The organism is Rhodopirellula sp. UH5 (assembly GCF_056839225.1).
Genome location: NZ_CM166390.1, coordinates 2642537 through 2659732, shown reverse-complemented (window position 1 = coordinate 2659732; position 17196 = coordinate 2642537). Strand labels below are relative to the sequence as shown.

At 57.9% G+C, this 17196-nt stretch carries 11 protein-coding genes; 9 read left to right on the top strand and 2 right to left on the bottom strand.

Annotated features, from left to right (window positions below; all coding sequences use genetic code 11):
* Window positions 1-155 precede the first annotated feature (155 nt).
* Entirely contained in the window at window positions 156-1502 is a 1347-nt protein-coding gene (ahcY, locus tag UH5x_RS09535) for an adenosylhomocysteinase (protein ID WP_047813424.1), read from the top strand.
* Window positions 1503-1818: 316 nt separating this feature from the next.
* Here ahcY and UH5x_RS09530 read toward each other — a convergent pair whose 3' ends face one another.
* Window positions 1819-2265: a YbjN domain-containing protein gene (locus UH5x_RS09530; RefSeq protein WP_236696080.1), complete on the bottom strand. Its 447-nt coding sequence runs from the start codon at window positions 2263-2265 to the stop codon at window positions 1819-1821.
* 638 nt (window positions 2266-2903) lie between these two features.
* Here UH5x_RS09530 and UH5x_RS09525 point away from each other — a divergent pair.
* The 3 genes from UH5x_RS09525 (at window position 2904) to UH5x_RS09515 (ending at window position 9409) form a co-directional block, all read left to right on the top strand.
* Window positions 2904-7523 carry an Ig-like domain-containing protein gene (locus tag UH5x_RS09525; RefSeq protein ID WP_482635527.1) on the top strand — a complete coding sequence of 1540 codons (4620 nt, stop codon included), beginning with the start codon at window positions 2904-2906 and terminating at the stop codon, window positions 7521-7523.
* Between the two features lie 173 nt (window positions 7524-7696).
* Window positions 7697-8014 carry an HU family DNA-binding protein gene (locus tag UH5x_RS09520; protein ID WP_047813421.1) on the top strand — a complete coding sequence of 106 codons (318 nt, stop codon included), beginning with the start codon at window positions 7697-7699 and terminating at the stop codon, window positions 8012-8014.
* Between the two features lie 201 nt (window positions 8015-8215).
* Window positions 8216-9409, top strand: coding sequence for a beta-ketoacyl-ACP synthase III (locus UH5x_RS09515; RefSeq protein ID WP_482635526.1), 1194 nt, complete (start codon window positions 8216-8218; stop codon window positions 9407-9409).
* Between the two features lie 67 nt (window positions 9410-9476).
* On the opposite strand, the gene xerD is transcribed toward UH5x_RS09515, so the two are convergent.
* A complete protein-coding gene (xerD, locus tag UH5x_RS09510) occupies window positions 9477-10430 on the bottom strand; it encodes a site-specific tyrosine recombinase XerD (protein WP_482635525.1) in 954 nt (317 codons plus the stop codon).
* A 140-nt stretch (window positions 10431-10570) separates the two neighbouring features.
* Here xerD and galE point away from each other — a divergent pair, with 140 nt between their 5' ends.
* The 5 genes from galE (at window position 10571) to UH5x_RS09485 (ending at window position 17173) form a co-directional block, all read left to right on the top strand.
* Window positions 10571-11557 (top strand): UDP-glucose 4-epimerase GalE, encoded by a 987-nt coding sequence (gene galE, locus UH5x_RS09505; RefSeq protein WP_047813418.1) that lies wholly within the window; start codon window positions 10571-10573, stop codon window positions 11555-11557.
* A 126-nt stretch (window positions 11558-11683) separates the two neighbouring features.
* Window positions 11684-13879, top strand: a complete 2196-nt coding sequence (locus UH5x_RS09500) for a hypothetical protein (protein ID WP_482635524.1) — start codon at window positions 11684-11686, stop codon at window positions 13877-13879.
* Window positions 13876-15696, top strand: coding sequence for a hypothetical protein (locus tag UH5x_RS09495; RefSeq protein ID WP_482635523.1), 1821 nt, complete (start codon window positions 13876-13878; stop codon window positions 15694-15696). Before UH5x_RS09500 ends, UH5x_RS09495 begins: the two co-directional genes overlap by 4 nt.
* Complete coding sequence (locus tag UH5x_RS09490; RefSeq protein WP_482635522.1) at window positions 15693-16523, top strand: MotA/TolQ/ExbB proton channel family protein; 831 nt, start codon at window positions 15693-15695, stop codon at window positions 16521-16523. Before UH5x_RS09495 ends, UH5x_RS09490 begins: the two co-directional genes overlap by 4 nt.
* On the top strand, window positions 16520-17173 hold the full coding sequence (locus UH5x_RS09485; protein WP_482635521.1) for a hypothetical protein: 654 nt from the start codon (window positions 16520-16522) through the stop codon (window positions 17171-17173). The genes UH5x_RS09490 and UH5x_RS09485 overlap by 4 nt, the downstream gene beginning before the upstream one ends.
* Window positions 17174-17196: the final 23 nt, after the last annotated feature.

The window sequence follows — 17196 nt, the reverse complement described above, 5'->3', positions numbered from 1 at the left end:
TGTTTTTCCGGTCAGCCCGTGCCTGACGACGTAGCGTGCGGCGGATTGTGGACCAGCGGGAGTCCCTGTGATCGGTCCCCAACCCCTCTGACGCCCGTCGTTTTGGGGCTGTTTTGAAGTGTTGGTTCATTCACCACGATTGAGAGACAGAAGCAGTGTCACAAGTTGAAACGACAAAGTTGCCTTACAAGGTCAAAGACATTTCGCTGGCCGATTACGGTCGCAAAGAAATCGAATTGGCCGAGAACGAAATGCCGGGTTTGATGGCACTTCGGAGCAAGTACGGTGCGGAAAAGCCCTTGAAGGGGGCCCGCATCGCTGGTTGCTTGCACATGACCATCCAAACCGCGGTTCTGATCGAGACGTTGGTCGAGCTGGGAGCCGAGGTGACTTGGAGCAGCTGCAATATTTTCAGCACGCAAGATCACGCTGCTGCTGCCATCGCTGCCGCTGGGATCCCTGTTTACGCCTGGAAGGGCATGTCGGACGAGGAGTTCGATTGGTGCATCGAGCAAACGTTGGATTTCCCCTCCGGCGAAAAGCTCAACATGATCTTGGACGATGGTGGTGACTTGACCGCCATGGTGCACGATCGATTCCCTGAATTGCTCGACAACATCCACGGAATCAGCGAAGAGACCACCGCCGGCGTTCACCGCCTGGAAGTGTTGAACAAAACGGGCAAGTTGCGTGTGCCTTCGATCAACGTCAATGACTCCGCGACCAAGAGCAAGTTCGACAACCTGTATGGTTGCCGCGAATCTTTGGCGGATGGTGTCAAGCGTGCGACCGACGTGATGTTGGCCGGCAAAGTGGCCGTGGTTTGCGGTTACGGCGACGTTGGAAAGGGCTGTGCACACAGCCTGAAGAGCTATGGCTGCCGTGTTTTGGTCACCGAAGTCGACCCCATCAACGCATTGCAAGCGGCGATGGAAGGCTTCGAAGTCACCACGATGGAAGAGGCCTGCAAAGAAGGTCGTTTGTACGTCACCACGACGGGCAACAAAGACATCATCTTGGGCGAGCACATGAAGCAAATGCCCAACGACGCGATCCTTTGTAACATTGGTCACTTTGACACCGAAATCGATATCGCTTGGGCTGAGCAACAAGTTGCCGACGGCAAAGCGACGTTGAGCGAAATCAAGCCATCGGACATTGGTGCCGTGGACCGCTTCACGTTCAGCGATACCGGCCGAAGCATCATCATCTTGGCCAAGGGCCGTTTGGTGAACTTGGGTTGTGCCACCGGGCACCCCAGCTTTGTCATGAGCAGCTCGTTCACCAACCAGGTGCTGGCTCAGTTGGAGCTTTACCAGAACCGTGACAACGACAAGTACGGTGTTCAGGTTTACTTGTTGCCCAAAGAGTTGGACGAAGAAGTTGCCCGCCTGCACTTGGACGCCATCGGCGTGAAGTTGACCAAGCTGACTCAAGAGCAAGCCGATTACATCGGTGTGCCAGTGGAAGGTCCTTACAAGCCCAATCACTACCGCTATTAAGCCGCGAATTTTCGCAGGTTGAACGGATCAAAAAACAGCCGGCTGGATTTTTCCAGTCGGCTGTTTTCGTTTCTCAGCTGTGCGATCGCGTTCAGCTCGGATCGCCAAGGTGATGGGCCATTTTTCACAACCCGAATGCCTCAGCGAGGGACCGGGAGTTGTTCACGAAGTCCCTCGCTGAGGCATTCGGGGTATGAAACCGCCTGCAAGCACGGCAGTGAGATGCTTCGCCGCGTTGTCCGGTCGCTGTTCTGCCACGTTGCTTCTGTCTCGGGTCGCTGTTGTCTCGGGGCGCGTCTCGGCTGGTTCGGTGGTTCTACAATTCGGCGGCTTCGATCGCCAGTTTCACATCTTCGTTGCCGTAAATGATGGACAGAAAGGCGGGGACGTAGCGATCGACCATTGCACCGCCCACGTACAGGATGTGGTCCAGCACATCGTCGTCGGGAAAGTCGTCGCTCAGCGGGATCGATGTTTGGTACCGCAGTTCGCCGTCTTCCATGTCGAGCTCGAAACTTCCGATTTTCAGCCCGTAATTCGCGCGGCAGACGGCTTCCGCGATGGAGCGTCGGTTGTTCTCAGGGATTTTATTGGCCGGGTGAGAGAAGGCCTGAATCAGAGCGTCCTCGACCACAATCAGCACACGAATGTCACCGTGTTTTCCGTCGAACATCATTCGGAAGAAGTTGTTTTCGCTGTCCTGTTCGTAATTGATCCCTCCACGGTCCAAATAAGCTGAGAACTGGTCGACTTGGGCAGACATCCCGGCGGCTCCTCGGTGGAGTTGGTTCAAACAGAAAGACGGGCCAGTTCGGCCAGGCTCCAGTCTTTCGACGGTGTTTTGCCTTGGATGGTTCGCGACCAGGGCAGCTTCGTTCCCGATTCATCATGACGGGCAATCCGAGTGGAGTCGACCCACATCAGCAAACCCCCTGACAGTGGCGTCGTTTGGTGGGACGCAGCGGGTGGTGTGGGGGGCGGAGGCCGTTCATTTCCGCTGATCGGCACGATTTACCCAACGAGCCGGATGGATTGGAACCAAATGGGCTCGAAAAACGTCGAATGGAGGACGTGAAAGTCCCCTTTTCATTGAGGCCTGTCGTCATTGCTGCGGCATCGACTCGCTCGGCAAGCGTCAAAATCGAAACATTCCACACGGTTTTCACGGAGAAAACGGGGGAAGTGTCGGTTGAGTTTGGATCCTCGTCGGTGCTGCCTTTAACCTGAAACGATGCGTTAAACCGTACCGGTTAGCTTGACCGGCGCGGCTGTGCCGAAAAACCTTGTCACAACGACTGCCTGTCGTCGAATAACCACCGATATCCCCCAGATTTTTGGGCCCTGGACTTTCAGGGGCAGCGACCAAGTCTGGAACTCCTTCAGCTGAAGAAAATTCCGCCGATGAACTTCGACAATTCTTCTCGCCGTCCATCCGAATCCAAGCGATCTTTCCGAACTCAAGTTCGGCACCGTTTGATGTCTTGGATTCAAGGAACGTCCCCTTCCCCTGTTGGCGAGGCTGTCCAGCGAGGACGCTTGCAGTTGGAATCGCTGGAAAAACGTCAGATGATGGCGGGTGATGTCGAGCTTTTCGCAACCGAAGGGTTCTTTGGTTCAGCGGGCGAGTCGTCGGCTGCCGTGGATAGTTCGTCCACCGATCGCGGGACGTCAGACCGAGCTGCCGAAGGTGAGCCCGGCCAGGACTTGGTCCAATTCGCGAAGGACTTGGATGCGGCCGGGGTGACTTTTTACGGTGCTCACTGGTGCCCTGCATGCACGCAGCAAAAGCAATTGTTCGAAGATGGTGGCGATGATCTGCCGTTCGTGGAGGTCACGCTTCCCGATCGAACGCAAGATTCGCAGTTTGCATCGTTGAATATCAGCGAGTATCCAACCTGGATATTCCCCGATGGAACTCGGCTGACGGGGGTTCAATCGCTGGAAACCCTGAGCACTCGCAGCGGCGTCGCCATTCCGACGTCGGACAACGAAAATCCATCCTTCGAGACCATCGACGCGCAAACCGTTGAGCTTGGTTCGCCACTGCATATTCCAATCGATGGTTACGATGCCGAAGGTGGTCCGCTGACCGTGACGGTTTCGGTGGCCAATCCAAGTTTGGTGGAAGCGACCGTGCTGAGTGGGAACCGCTCGCTCCGTTTGGACATGGACGGATTTGGAGACATGGTCTTCGAATTGTTCGAACAGCGTGCCGAGCGTCCCACCGAACGAGTCATTGAGTTGGCCAACAGCGGCTTTTACGACGGGATCATTTTCCACCGAGTCGTCAACGGTTTTGTGATCCAAGGTGGAGATCCCACCGGCACTGGAACGGGCGGTTCCGACCTGGGTGACTTCGATGATGAATTCCATCCTGATTTGCAGCACAACCGAACGGGCGTTTTGTCGTTCGCGAAATCGTCGGATGACACGAACGACTCGCAGTTCTTCATCACGGAAGTGGAAACGGATTTCCTCGACTTCAATCACTCGGTGTTTGGGCAGTTGGTCGAAGGAGAAGACGTTCGTGAAGCGATCAGCAACATGCAGGTCAACAACAGTACGTCGAATGCTCCCACAACCGACATCGTGATCAACAACGCGACGATCTTTGATGACACCGAGAATTCGGTGATCATGTTGAAAGGATTGGGGGGCACGGGCAGTACCACTGTGACGGTGACCATCACCGACTCGGATGGAAACTCCTATGATCAGGTGGTTCCAGTGACGATCACGGATCCAGCATCGGATCGTCGCAACGCTCAGCCTTACCTCGAGGACATCAGCGTCCCGGCATCCTCCTCCAAGACAGCTCCGGTGGAGTTGCAGTTGGAGAGCTTTGACCTCGAGGACGATGCAGTTCAGTACTTCATCAGCGGTGGCGTGACCGGAGGCACCGCCACGGTCAACGCATCGACCGGACTGCTGGAAGTGACACCCACCGCCGGCGTTGCGGGAACACAAACGGTATCGCTGACCGTGGGAGTGGCAGCCGCTGCGAGCACGGATACGAGTTCCGACTTGCAAAGTTTGGTGTTCACTTTCACGGACGACAACACGCAAGCACCGGCGGCGCCGTCTTCGCTGGACCTTCGGTCGTCATCGGACACGGGGAACAGCAGCGGTGACAACTTGACCAACGCGGCGTCGTTGACCTTTGATGTCAGCGGTGTGACCACCGGGGCGACGGTTCAGATCATCAACACAGCGGACAACACGGTGGTCGGTGTGGGAACCGCCTCGGGCGGATCGGTCGCGATCACGACCAGCAACCTGGCCGCGATTGGCGATGGCACCTACAGCTTGGCTGCTCGTCAGATCGTCAATGGTGTGACCAGCGGCACGTCGACGGCATTGTCTGTCACGCTGGACCGCACGGACCCATCGTTCACGTTGCCAGCCAACTCGTCCACGGGCAATGTGGGAGCGGCTTATCAAGCGAACCTGTCCAGCAGCGAAGAAGGCAGTGGTGCCACTTACAGTTTGACGGTTTTCCCCGCTGGAGCCACGATCGGTTCGTCGACAGGGATCATCAACTGGACGCCCACCGAAGCTCAATTGGGATCCAATGACTTCACCGTCGAGATCCGTGACTTGGCCGGCAACACTTACACGGAGTCGTTTGCCGTCACGATTGCCGAGGAGGCTTTGGCGCGACTGGAGGTGCGGCTGACGGACTTGGATGGCAACACGATTGACTCGGTTGATGTGGGGCAAGAGTTCTTCCTGCAGTTGATCGGTGTCGACGCTCGGCCACGCGAGGATCTCGGCGGGATCTATTCCGCTTATGCGGACATCGAGTTTGATTCCTCGATCGCTGATTTCGTCGTAGGCACTTCCATTGAATACGACAGCGACTTTGACTTCTTGCCTCGGGGCACGTTGACCAGCGGGCTGTTCAACGAAATCGGATCGGCGAGCAGTCGATTCTCGCCGACCAATGAGGAAGAGTCCGTGATGGCGACGGTTCGCATGGTCGCGATTGCGGACGGTTCGCTGACGTTCACGACCAACCCCGCGGATGTGAGTGCCAACGAGACATTGTTGTTCTTCAACAACGATCGCTTGCCCGCCGGTTCAATCAATTATGGCAGCACCACGCTGACCGTTGGTGACGTCAGTGCGAACAATCCACCCGTGGGCGTGGATGACACGTTCACTGTGATTTCGGGATCGGGGCAGAACACGTTGGACGTGTTGGCTAACGAAGCATCCACCGCTGATCCTGGCGAGACCCTCAGCATCACGGCTGTTGGCACCGCCTCCAATGGTGGCACGCTGAGCATTGCCTCCGATGGTTTGTCGATCAACTACACGCCTCCAGCCAGCTTCATTGGAACCGACACGTTTCAGTACACGCTCAGCGATGGAACCAGCACGGACACCGTTCAGGTGACCGTGAACATCCAGAGCGATGACAACGCGCCGACCGCCGTCGATGATTCTTTCCCAGCCTCGGGAACGATCTTGGAAGACTCCGCAGCGGTGACCTACGACGTTCTCGCGAATGACACGACCGACGCGGACAACGAATCGTTCACGATCACTGGCGTGGGGTCGGCATCCAACGGTGGTCAAGTTTCGATCGCCAACAGCGGAACGGGACTCTCCTACGAACCCGCAGCGAATTTCAACGGCACCGAAACGGTGACCTACACCATCCGAGATACCGGCGGTGGACTGTCGACGGCGACAGTGACCTTCACGGTGACCGCGGTGAACGACGCGCCGGTTGCCGAAAGCATCACTGTCGATACCGTGCGGGGCACCAGCAACGAGGCCGTGATCACACGAAGCGATCTGCCGACCAATGTCGATGTCGGCGAGGTGTTGCAATTCGTCAGTCTCAGCACGCCAACGGCGGGCGGGACGGTGACCGTGAGCTCGGACGGTTCCAGCGTGTTGTACACGCCACCAAGCGGAACCTTCACCGGCACCGACACGTTCACTTACCAAGTACAAGATGCTGGTGGACTGTCCAGTTCCACGGCCACGATCACGGTGAACGTGGCGGACTACTTGGCCCGGACGTTCAACTTCACGTTTGATTCGATCGGTGCGTTGTCGAGCAGTTTCTATGACGCCGCCATTTTGACTGGCACCAACGCTCGCGGTGAAGCGGTTTCAATTCCACTGTCGGATTCTTCCGTCGTGGTCTCGGGTGGCACGGTCAGTGTTCCGGATATGTTGCCCGGTTCGTACAAGCTGAGTATTCCTGCGGTGCCGTTCTTTGAAGGTGGAGAAGAGGCTCGCGAGATCGACATTGAAAGTGCTGCGGATGAGTCCGACGAAGACGTTTCGTTGAGCTTCGGGCGATTGCTGCCGGAGTACATTCGAGTGAACGACTGGTTCGGATCCGCACCGGCGCTGCGTGTCGTCGCGGCAGTTTTGCCTGGCAGCAATGCCTTGTACATGCAGTCCAGCGACGCGGCGGATTCACGTTTGAGCGAGTTGGAATTGTCGCTCAACGCAGCGGCCACCAGCATCACGGTCAATGCGACCGAGTCGACCACCACCGATGGAGCGACCACCACGGCTCAGGTCAGCGGCATCGCGGATTTAGCCGATGGCAACGCCTTGGAAGTTCGCGGCCAGGTGGGTGATTATCGGTTGGTGATCCTTAACTTTGACGAATCAGGCTTTGAACTGGAAACACCGTCGTCCAGTTCCACGGCAGCGGCGAGCACGCAATCGACGCAAGCCGCAGGGGAACCGTTGGCATCAGCCGTGACCGTTGCGGATGCGATGGTGCCTGTCAGCGAACTCGGAACCACGCGTGTGCAAAGCAGCGTGGAACCGTCCGGCGAGCCGATCGAGATCCTTTCCGAGGGGTCTCAAAAGGTGGTTGCAGGGGCCGATGAGGCCAGCCAGATCGATGCCGCGATGCCCGATGTCGGCACCAGTTTGACACGAATTTCTGGCACCGAAGAGGTGGTTGCCAGCGGCGTCACGGGCCAACCTCAATTGCTCGGCGAAGCCGTCGATGAGGTCTTGACAGGCACTTCTGGGGCAAACTGACCCTGATTCGACCCTCGAAAACCGAAAAAGGCTGAAAATCACGGTGTTTTCGGCCTTTGGAAGGGTTGCGGCCGGACCATGCGGGACATAACACTTGTGCCGCATCGGAGGGGAATCCCAACGTTCTAACTCCTATTCACTATTTAGTTCACCCATTTTTGCAGGTGCCGCTCATGGCCAAAGTACCGCCCAAACCACCGACGAAGACTCAAATCATCGCCAACATTGCAGAAGAGACCGAACTGACCAAGAAAGACGTTGCTGCTGTCCTCGATTCGTTGGCTGGTGAAATCGAGAAGTCGCTGCAAAAGGGTGGCCCCGGACAATTCGCTATCCCCGGTCTTTGCAAGATCGTGTTGAAGGACGTTCCCGCCAAGCCAAAGCGAAAAGGTCGCAACCCTGCGAACGGCGAAGAAATCTGGTTGGCACCCAAGCCCGCCAGCAAGAAACTGACCATCCGCCCACTGAAGGGCCTGAAGGAAATGATCTGATCGGTGGATCAGCTTCCTTCGAAGTAAGAATTGGCTGCCCTGCAACGTGTTCTGCGTTGCGGGGCAGTTTTCGTTTGTGCTTGGTTTGTGTGAGCCATGAGTTTCCGTTGGACCTCGGTGGGCATTGATCGGGATGCCAGCGAGACGCAATCCCGCTATACTTCATCCACTTTTCATCCGTGATCTTTTCTCGGCGGCAACATGATCGAAACCTCCTCGAATGCCACCGCCCCTGACGTGGCCGCGAAATCTGTGAACGAAGAATCCCCCGCCGAATCGACGAACGCCCCACTCGAAACTGCTCCCGAGTCGATGCCTCAAAAGAAGGCCACTCGCGGCCGGATGGGCAAACTGAAAGGGGTTCGGGTCGCCGGAACGGGATCGTACGTTCCCGAACGAATTGTCACCAACGAAGACTTGGCCGCCTTGGGTTGCGACAGCGACTGGATTGTTCGTCGCACCGGCATCCGGCAACGTCGACATGCCGAACCCGAGCAAGCGACCAGCGACCTATGCTATGAAGCCGCGCTTCGCTGTCTTGAGAATGCCAAGGTCTCGATCGACCAGATTGATTTGATTCTGGTTGCCACCATCACACCGGATCATCCCACGCCTTCGACCGCGTGCCATCTGCAACGCCGGCTCGGTGCGGTTGCACCGGCGATGGATGTGGGCGCCGCATGTGCTGGATTCATGTACGCGTTGGTCACCGGAGCGCAGTTTGTCTCCAACGGCAACGCTCAAAACGTGTTGGTCATTGGTGCGGACTTGATGAGCCGCACGGTGGATCCCGAGGACAAGAAAACCTACCCCTTGTTTGGTGATGCCGCGGGCGCGGCCTTGTTGGTTCCTTCCAACGAGGATGACGGCCAATCCAACGATGGCGAGAGTGCCTCCAGTGACTCAGGCATCGAAGACACAGACATCCAGACCGACGGGTTTTTGGCGTATCAGCTCGGCAGTGAAGGTTGCGGTGGCGAGATGCTGTGCATCCCTGCTGGTGGTTCGCGAACGCCAATCGCGTCCGGCACCGATCCCGCCGCCAGTCGCTATTTGCAGATGGATGGTCGGGGCGTGTTCAAGTGGGCGGTGCGAATCTTTGACGAGAGCGCCAAAGATGTTTTGAATGCAGCCAATGTTTCCTCCGATCAACTTGGCTTGGTTGTCTTGCACCAAGCCAACCAGCGAATCATTGACTCCGCGGTTTCGGATTTGAACGTGCCGCCTGAGAAGGTGTTCGTGAATCTCGACAAGTACGGCAACACGTCGGGAGCGAGCATCCCGTTGGCATTGGACGAAGCCGCTCGCGAGGGACGCTTGAAAGAAGGCGACCTGTTGTTGCTGTGCGGGTTTGGTGCCGGATTGGCTTGGGGCACCGCACTGCTGCGTTGGTAGTCAGTGCGATCGGTAGTCAGTGCGAACGGTAGTCAGTGCGGTCGGTAGTCAGTGCGACCGCTGGCGATCACGCCCGGGGGTGAAATTCTCGGTGCACGCGTTGCAATCGCGAGTGTTCGACGTGGGTGTAGATCTGGGTCGTTTGGATGCTGGCGTGTCCGAGCATCTCTTGGACCTGCCGAAGGTCAGCACCACCGGCCAGCAAGTGCGTCGCGAAGCTGTGACGCAAGCTGTGCGGGCTGATCTCGTCTGAGATCCCCGCCCGCTTGGCATAGCGTTTCACCAACCGCCAGAGTTGGATTCGGTCCAGTGCTTTGCCGCTTCTTGAAAGGAACAGCTCGTCGACTTGACCGGGGTTGCGGTCCGCCAGGAGTTGCCGGCTCTCTTCGAGGTAAAGCTGAATCGCTCGGATTGCGCCGCCGCCGATGGGGACCATGCGTTGTTTGTCTCCCTTCCCGTGACAGCGGAGGGTGCGTTCCTCGAACGTCAAGTCTCGAACGCGAAGCGTGCAGACCTCGGACGCACGGCAACCGGTTGCGTAGAGCACTTCCAGCAACGCACGATCTCGCTGCCAGAAGGAATCGGATTTTTTAACGGCGGAGAGGAACGCCTCGACTTCGTTGGGCGAGAGCACGCCCGGCATGCGCTGCCAAGCCTTTTGCGTCGCCAGCAGTTCGGCCGGGTTGTCGACCGTGATGCCTTCGAGTTGCAAGTACCGGAAGAATGTCCGGATCGCCACAATCGCTCGGGAAATGGACGCGGGAGCCAGCCCTTCGCCGTGCAGTGAGGCGACGAAGTCCGACAATTCGGTGATCGTCAGGTCCGCGGGGCGGCGTCCGTCCATCCAGGTGACAAACCGTTTCATGTCTCGCCCGTAGGCGGAGATGGTGTTGTCGGCGAGATGACATTCGCGTTTCAAGTAAACCAAAAATTCATCACAAACCGCTTGACCGGCCGAAGGAGCAGCCGATTCTGTCTGTCCAGTCTGCAATTGCTGCAGTTTTGTGCGTCGTTTAGCCACTCTAGTGGTGCTCCACGGCGTTCAGGGATGCACTGTGGATGTGCACTTCATCGAAACGTTTCCAATCAGTTATCGTCTTGGAGGCGTGTTGCCGCCAATGTCAATTCTTCTCGAATCATCTCCATCGCAAGATTCTTCCCATGAAAGTTTTCGTCGTCGGCGGTGCCGGGTACATCGGGTCCCACGCGGTCGCTTTGTTGCTCGATGCCGGTCACGAAGTGGTTGTGTTTGACAACTTGTCACGCGGCCACGCCAAATCGGTCCCAGAAGGCTTGCTGGTCGAGGGAGACCTGAGCGATCAAGCGAAGCTGACTTCGCTGTTGAAGGAGCACTCGATCGACGCGGTGATGCACTTCGCCGCGTTCGCCGAAGTCGGTGAATCGGTCCGTGATCCGGCGATCTATTACCAGAACAACGTCGTGGCAACGTTGTCCTTGTTGGAAGCGATGCGAGCAGCGGATGTCAAAAACATTGTGTTCAGCAGCACCACGGCGACCTACGGGCAACCTGACACGGTGCCGATCCCAGAGACCACGCCGCAGAACCCAATCAATCCCTACGGGTTCTCGAAGTTGGTGATTGAAAAGGCGTTGGCGGACTACGCTCATGCCTACGGGTTCGCCTACGCGGCGCTGCGTTACTTCAACGCCGCAGGAGCACGCCCTGACGGAACGATTGGCGAGCACCACGATCCCGAGTCGCACCTGATCCCGATCGTGTTGCAGGTGGCTTTGGGGCAACGTGAATCGATTTCGATCTTCGGCGATGATTATCCGACGCCAGATGGCACGTGCATCCGCGATTACATCCACGTCGACGACCTGGGAGATGCTCACCTGCGGGCTCTCGACCGGTTGGTTCCGGGGGAAGGCATCAAAGTGAACCTGGGGACTGGCCGAGGCACCAGCGTTCGAGAAATTGTCGATGCATGCCGGTCCGTGACCGGGCATCCGATCCCTGAAGTGATGGGGCAGCGTCGCCCAGGAGACCCAGCGGAGCTGATTGCCGACGCGAAGTTGGCGGGGGAAGTGCTGGGCTGGAAACCCCGCTACACCGAGATCCAGGACATCGTGAAGACGGCTTGGAATTGGCATCAAGCACACCCCCAGGGTTACGACACGGTTTGATTGGATCGCTCTGAGAGCTGCTCCGACTGGTTGTCGTTGTCGAATTGAATCATGATGATAGAAGTCCCGGCGGGTTTGGTACGCCACGTTCTGTTTCATTGTTAAGTCGTTGGCGTCAATTCGTTCATGTTTCCATTGCGACGTTCCACAAAAGATCCGTCGGTGGATTGGCCGGCGTTGTTGTCTTTGTTGGAAGACGATGATCGACGAGCGGCGGTGGCACGCATCGCGCCCTCTGAGGGGCGAGAAAGTTATCTGACGGCGCTGCGGCGGATTGAGAACGCTCAATCCCTCGCCACGCTAGCGGCCGGCCGGCGACTGCACACGGCTTCGAAGTTGGTCGACCGACCCACGATCGCTGTTTCAGGGATGTTGAACAGCGGCAAGACAAGCCTGGTCAGTTCGTTTCTCTCATCCGCTGGGCAACGACGCACGTTGCGTGGGACCAGCAACCGGCAGGGGACACATCGGTTTGTGCTGTGGCTTCCGCAGAGTTGGCGATCGGACGTGGAGCTTTGGAGTTTGCTGATCACGCGCATTGGTGACTCTTTGGGGAACGCCCCGGAGGAGTTGGCACTGGATCCGGAAGTGGCGGCAGAGCAGTACAACAATCGAGATGGCGATGCGTCGTTGTTGTCGGTGCCGTTGCTTGCGACCGACCCGGGGCTCGATGAAGTGGGCGTCGGTTTGCTGGATTGTCCCGACATCGTTTCTGACGAGGAGTTCGGATTGGGGTCGCCCGAGCAACGACGTGAGTTGTTGGGCCGTGCGGCGACGTTGTGTTCTGCGTTTTTAATTGTCACTGGAGCGGAGTCTTCACGTGACACGACCTTGGCGGACTTGCTGCGAATCGCGTCGGATTTGATGCCCGGTGTGCCTCGCATGTTGGCGGTCAATAAAGTGCGGCCACGCCAAACACCGGATCAGGTTCACGAAACATTCGATCCGCTGGTCAAGCGGTACGGTGTTGCCACGCTGTATGCCGCCTACGATTTTGATGTTCCATCGAGTCGTCCGTTCATACCGATCGTGGGCGAGCAGCACACGCAGCGCGATGCGATGGTACCGGCAGAATCTGATTTGCAACGCGAACACGAACCGGAGCCACTTCCAGTCTTTTTCGCGGTCAGTGAAGACCCTGACAACAATCCACCGGCGGTCATCGAAGAGGATCGTTTGTTGCAGACGTTGCCGTCCAAACTGGATCGCGGTGTGCTGTTCTCGCAGTTGCATCAGGCTCTTCGTATCAACCTGGAAGATGCGATTTGGAATCAAGGCGTCGAATCCATTCGTCGTGATGCTGACGAGTCCTTTGAGAAAACTCGCCAGTGCCAACAGGTGTTGTTGGACTCGGCGCTGGAGTACTTCGCTCATCGAAAGATTGGCGGTGAAGTGATCGAGCTGCGATTGCACCAAAGCGAACGAATCATACGACAGCTCAGTGAATCATTTGCAGCCACCGCGCCGTGGTACGCCCGCTGGGGCGTGCGGCTCAACTCGACGCTCCGACGAGTGGTCGGCGGGGCGGGGGACTTCATTCGCAACCTGACACCAACAGCGGTTTCGCGGCGCGCTGCGGACGACATCAAGGGGCGATTTCGAAGTGGCGAATACGGTGGCTTGATCGAACCGACGGGATTGATCAACGAGATCGAACGCCACGGGGGAACGACCGTGCTGACGCATCTCGCGTCCGAATCCGGTGGTCGTTCAGCGTCGGAGGCCGAGGTCTCGGTTTTTCGGGAACCTGTCGAGCGAGCGGTTCTGCGATTCGAACAAGACGACTTCACGACGTTGGATCCTCGACGACTCGACACGGCGGTTCGCCAAATGTGGGCGGAGGTTCCCGTGCATCGGAAAATCGCGACCGGGCTGACTCCACTGGCGGCACTGTTTGCGACCTTCGGCGCGGTCCTCATGATCCCGGTCGACCTGGGAGCCAATGCGATTCTTGCAGCATCGATTCCGGAAATGCTCGCCGCCGCAGGACTGACCATCATGTCGACGATGTGGGCCGCCAATCGCGGAACGCAAGATGTCAGCCAACAAGCCGCCCGGCAACAGTTGGCGGATTTCTTGGCCGTGTTGTGTGACGAACTGGGGGTGGCCCGGCCAGATCCACCGATGGACGTGCGAGTGGGCAACACCAATGTGACGTTGCCACCCTCGCGAATTACTAGCGGCGAGCCACCTGAGAAGATGGTGTCATTGTTTCGTGTGCGGGATGAGTTTGTATCCGAGCTGAAGCGATTGCTGCCCCGACCCACGGGGGCGAAAACGCGTGCCGGTGACTCGTCCAACGAATCAGGAGCCAAGCGATGAATGCGGTTGTGATGGATGACTCGGGGGATCGGTTTTTGCAGCGAGTCCATCGCGCGGCTGATCGTGTGCTTGGGAACAGTCAAACCGGCCGAGAGATCGGCGAGCTTTGTCGCGATCACGCGGAAGCTCGCGAGATGATTTTGACCGATCGGGTGTCCAGTTCGGTGGTGGTGGCCGTGGTGGGAGCCACCGGTCAAGGCAAGTCTTGGTTGGTCCGGCAAATGATTCGTGGTGGTCCGGTCGATGCCATTCGCAGTGGCAATTCGCTGGACGAAGCCACGGAGAAGTTGACATGGATTGGTCCCAAACCGCCCGCTGACTTGGACGCTCGCCACGAACGGTTCATCGCCTGTGACGCCGGGAAAATGCGATCGATCGGTTCGCCGTACTTGTTGGTCGATGCTCCAGGGGCAACCGACGACCGACGAGCAATCGCTGGCGTTGCCCAGCGAGCTTTGTCGACCGCGTCGGTTTTGGTGATGGTGGTTCGTCGTGATCAATTGCGGAGCCAAAGGGTTTCGGGGTTGGCAGCGGCCTCGGAAGGTTCCGTTGTGATTCCCGTGGTCAACATGGCGGACGTCCATGATGATTCGCTCGATGCCGACGTGGAGGCGTTGGTGGCTCGGTTGCGATCGACTGCCCCGCAGAGCCAGATTGCTCCTGCCGTGATCGTCCGTGATTTTGAAATTGATGAGCAGGGCGAAGACGAAATCGGAATTCAGTTGGCGGAAACATTGGGACGCCGAATCGAGGAAGCCATCTGTGAGTCGGGGGGAGGCGATCAGCGTCGCAGCACACGGTTGTCCGCGCTCGACGCCCGTTTTTCTGCCGCGGTCGCTTCGGTGTTGCAAACTCAGTTGCCAGAACTGACCAACGCGGTGGACCGATTAAACGCGGAAGCCACTCGGTTGCCATCGGAAGTGGCCGGGACGCTGCTCGGTGGGACGACGCCACTGCGGGCTGCGATCCGGAGTCGACTGCGATTGTCGTTGATGGCGGACACCGCCGCGATTTGGTTCCCCTATCGAACGGTGTTGTCGCTGTTGAACTTGACCCATGGAGCCTGGGATCGTGTGCTGCTGTCGTTGTCGGGGTCCTTGCCCTCGTTGATCGGGGCGGTCTACGCCGGAGCCCGTAATCTGAATGATCAACGTGCTGCGGACATGGACTTGCGCAGTGGGTTGCGGCAGCGAACAGCGGCGTCGGTCGCAGATCGACTGGGGCCCATGGCGCGGCGATTTCGAGCGGAGTTGAATCAGTTGCGTCATGGTTCCATTGAAGCCGACCTGGAGTCATCTCCCGACACCCCGGTTGCTTCCTTGGCGGGGATCGAAACGCTGCAAGAGTCCTCGCAGAAATCGTTTGATACTGCGATCACTCAGGGATCCACGACGACTTGGTTCGCCAATGCCGCTGGGCTGGCCGGGACACTGCTGTTTTGGTTGTTGATGACCGGGCCGCTCGTGGCGCTTTATCGAGGCTACTTTGATGCCAGTTATTCGACGATGCGAGATGTGCTGCAAGCCGAAGGCGTGGCCGGTGACTTGAATAAGTTCCCCCGCCCTGACATGTCGATGATGCTGACCAGTCTGCTGTTGTCGGTGTTGCCGATGGCTGTTTTTTCGATGTTGGTTCTGTCCTGGGCACAAGCCAAGGGGCGAGTTGATCGGATCGAAAGCCGTTTGCGAGACGAGCATGAACACTTGGTTCAGAAACTGCAACGTGACGGGGTGCTGCGATTGGCGTGGAGTGATCCACTGCTCGCGGATGCAGAGTTTTTGTTGTCGGTGGGCCGAACCGGGGAGGAGGGGCAATGATGGGAACCGTGCTTCGCGATCTGAATGACAACATGCTTTTCTGGCAGCTTCTGTTGCAGGGAGAGGTGCCGGCACCAAAGCCGGATTCCATTTGGTCGATTGTGACCAGCGGTGGAATCCCGGGCTTGATGATCTTGTTCGTGTTGCTCGCCTTCAGCATTGCGGCGGTCTACTTGGTGGTCGATCAATCGTTGGCTCTGCGGCGGCGTGATGTTGTGCCGGACAAGCTCAGTGGCGGCGTGGCAACGGCGCTCCAGTCGTCGCGATTGGCGGAAGCTGAAACCTTGCTGCGTCAGAATCCGAGTGTTCTGGCGGGGGTCATCGCGGTTGGATTGAACCATCGCGAATATGGATGGCCGGAAGTCGAAAAGTCGGTCGAAGACGCGCTGGTGGATCAGTCCTCTCGCATGCTGCGGCGGATCGATTATCTGGCGATGATTGCCAACCTGGCGCCGATGGTTGGGTTGCTGGGAACGGTGACCGGAATGATTTTCGCGTTTCGCCAAGTCGCCGCGACTCGTGGTGCTGCTGGTGCGGGCGATTTGGCAGAGGGGATTTATCAAGCACTGGTCACAACGGTTGGTGGATTGCTGGTGGCGATTCCAGCACTTGCCGCGTCGGGCGTGCTGCGAAATCGAGTGGACGCGTTGTTGTCCGATGTCACAATGCACGCGGATCGAGCCTTGGCACCGCTTCGCCGCCGTGCTGCGGCGGCGTCCCGACTGGTCTCAGCCAGCACTCCTGGTGGCGGCCGGATTGTCGCCGTGCCGCCTGCTCAAATGCCCGGCCGAAAAGCACCGCCTCCCGAACAGGATGGAACCCGATGAATCGACCAACGGATGGATCAATGGAAAAGCGAATGGGCCAAGGATCATGGAGCCAACAGCCGCTTGCTCAAACAAAGTGCTGGTGTGGCAGGATCGTGCCGGGCATCGCTTTGGCACTGATCGCGACATTGGCGATCGCTCAGCCACCGGTTGATGATTGGAAAAAGTTGGAGTTGCCAACAGTCGACACGCCGGTGGTTCCGTCTTCCGACCGGGCAACGGAGAAAATCCAAAAGGCTCTTGAGGGCGTCGCTCCCGTTCCAACCGGCGATGGGATGTTGGATGACGTGTTGAACATCATTCAGAGACGTGGAAGCGTGCTGGATGGGTCGGTCTTGGATTCCGAAATCGATCCGCTTTCGGATCCGGCTGATCAGCGGTCAAAGGTCTCTGGGGCTGGCAAGAAGGATGTCGGTTCCTTGTCCGGTCCTGCTGCCTCGTTTCGTTTGGCTGAACAATTGTTGGCGACCGCACGAAGATTGGAGAGGGCGATTCCTTCTGAGAAAGCCGAACGAATTCCGCGAATCGTCACCGGCGAAGATCTCGCGAAACCGCCGGTCGAAATGCTGCCGGTCGAGAGTCTTGTTTACCAGATGCGGTTGCGTGCGGTTGAGCTGATGCAGAGTGGTTTGGAAGCCTCCCGCGAGTAAACTCGAAGATCCCCGCCTCGCCA

Excerpts from the sequence above, each read along its gene's own strand:
- UH5x_RS09530 (WP_236696080.1), bottom strand. The coding sequence starts at position 2,265 with ATGTCTGCCCAAGTCGACCAGTTCTCAGCTTATTTGGACCGTGGAGGG.
- UH5x_RS09525 (WP_482635527.1), top strand. The coding sequence starts at position 2,904 with ATGAACTTCGACAATTCTTCTCGCCGTCCATCCGAATCCAAGCGATCT.
- UH5x_RS09520 (WP_047813421.1), top strand. The coding sequence starts at position 7,697 with ATGGCCAAAGTACCGCCCAAACCACCGACGAAGACTCAAATCATCGCC.
- UH5x_RS09515 (WP_482635526.1), top strand. The coding sequence starts at position 8,216 with ATGATCGAAACCTCCTCGAATGCCACCGCCCCTGACGTGGCCGCGAAA.
- galE (WP_047813418.1), top strand. The coding sequence starts at position 10,571 with ATGAAAGTTTTCGTCGTCGGCGGTGCCGGGTACATCGGGTCCCACGCG.
- UH5x_RS09500 (WP_482635524.1), top strand. The coding sequence starts at position 11,684 with ATGTTTCCATTGCGACGTTCCACAAAAGATCCGTCGGTGGATTGGCCG.
- UH5x_RS09495 (WP_482635523.1), top strand. The coding sequence starts at position 13,876 with ATGAATGCGGTTGTGATGGATGACTCGGGGGATCGGTTTTTGCAGCGA.
- UH5x_RS09490 (WP_482635522.1), top strand. The coding sequence starts at position 15,693 with ATGATGGGAACCGTGCTTCGCGATCTGAATGACAACATGCTTTTCTGG.
- UH5x_RS09485 (WP_482635521.1), top strand. The coding sequence starts at position 16,520 with ATGAATCGACCAACGGATGGATCAATGGAAAAGCGAATGGGCCAAGGA.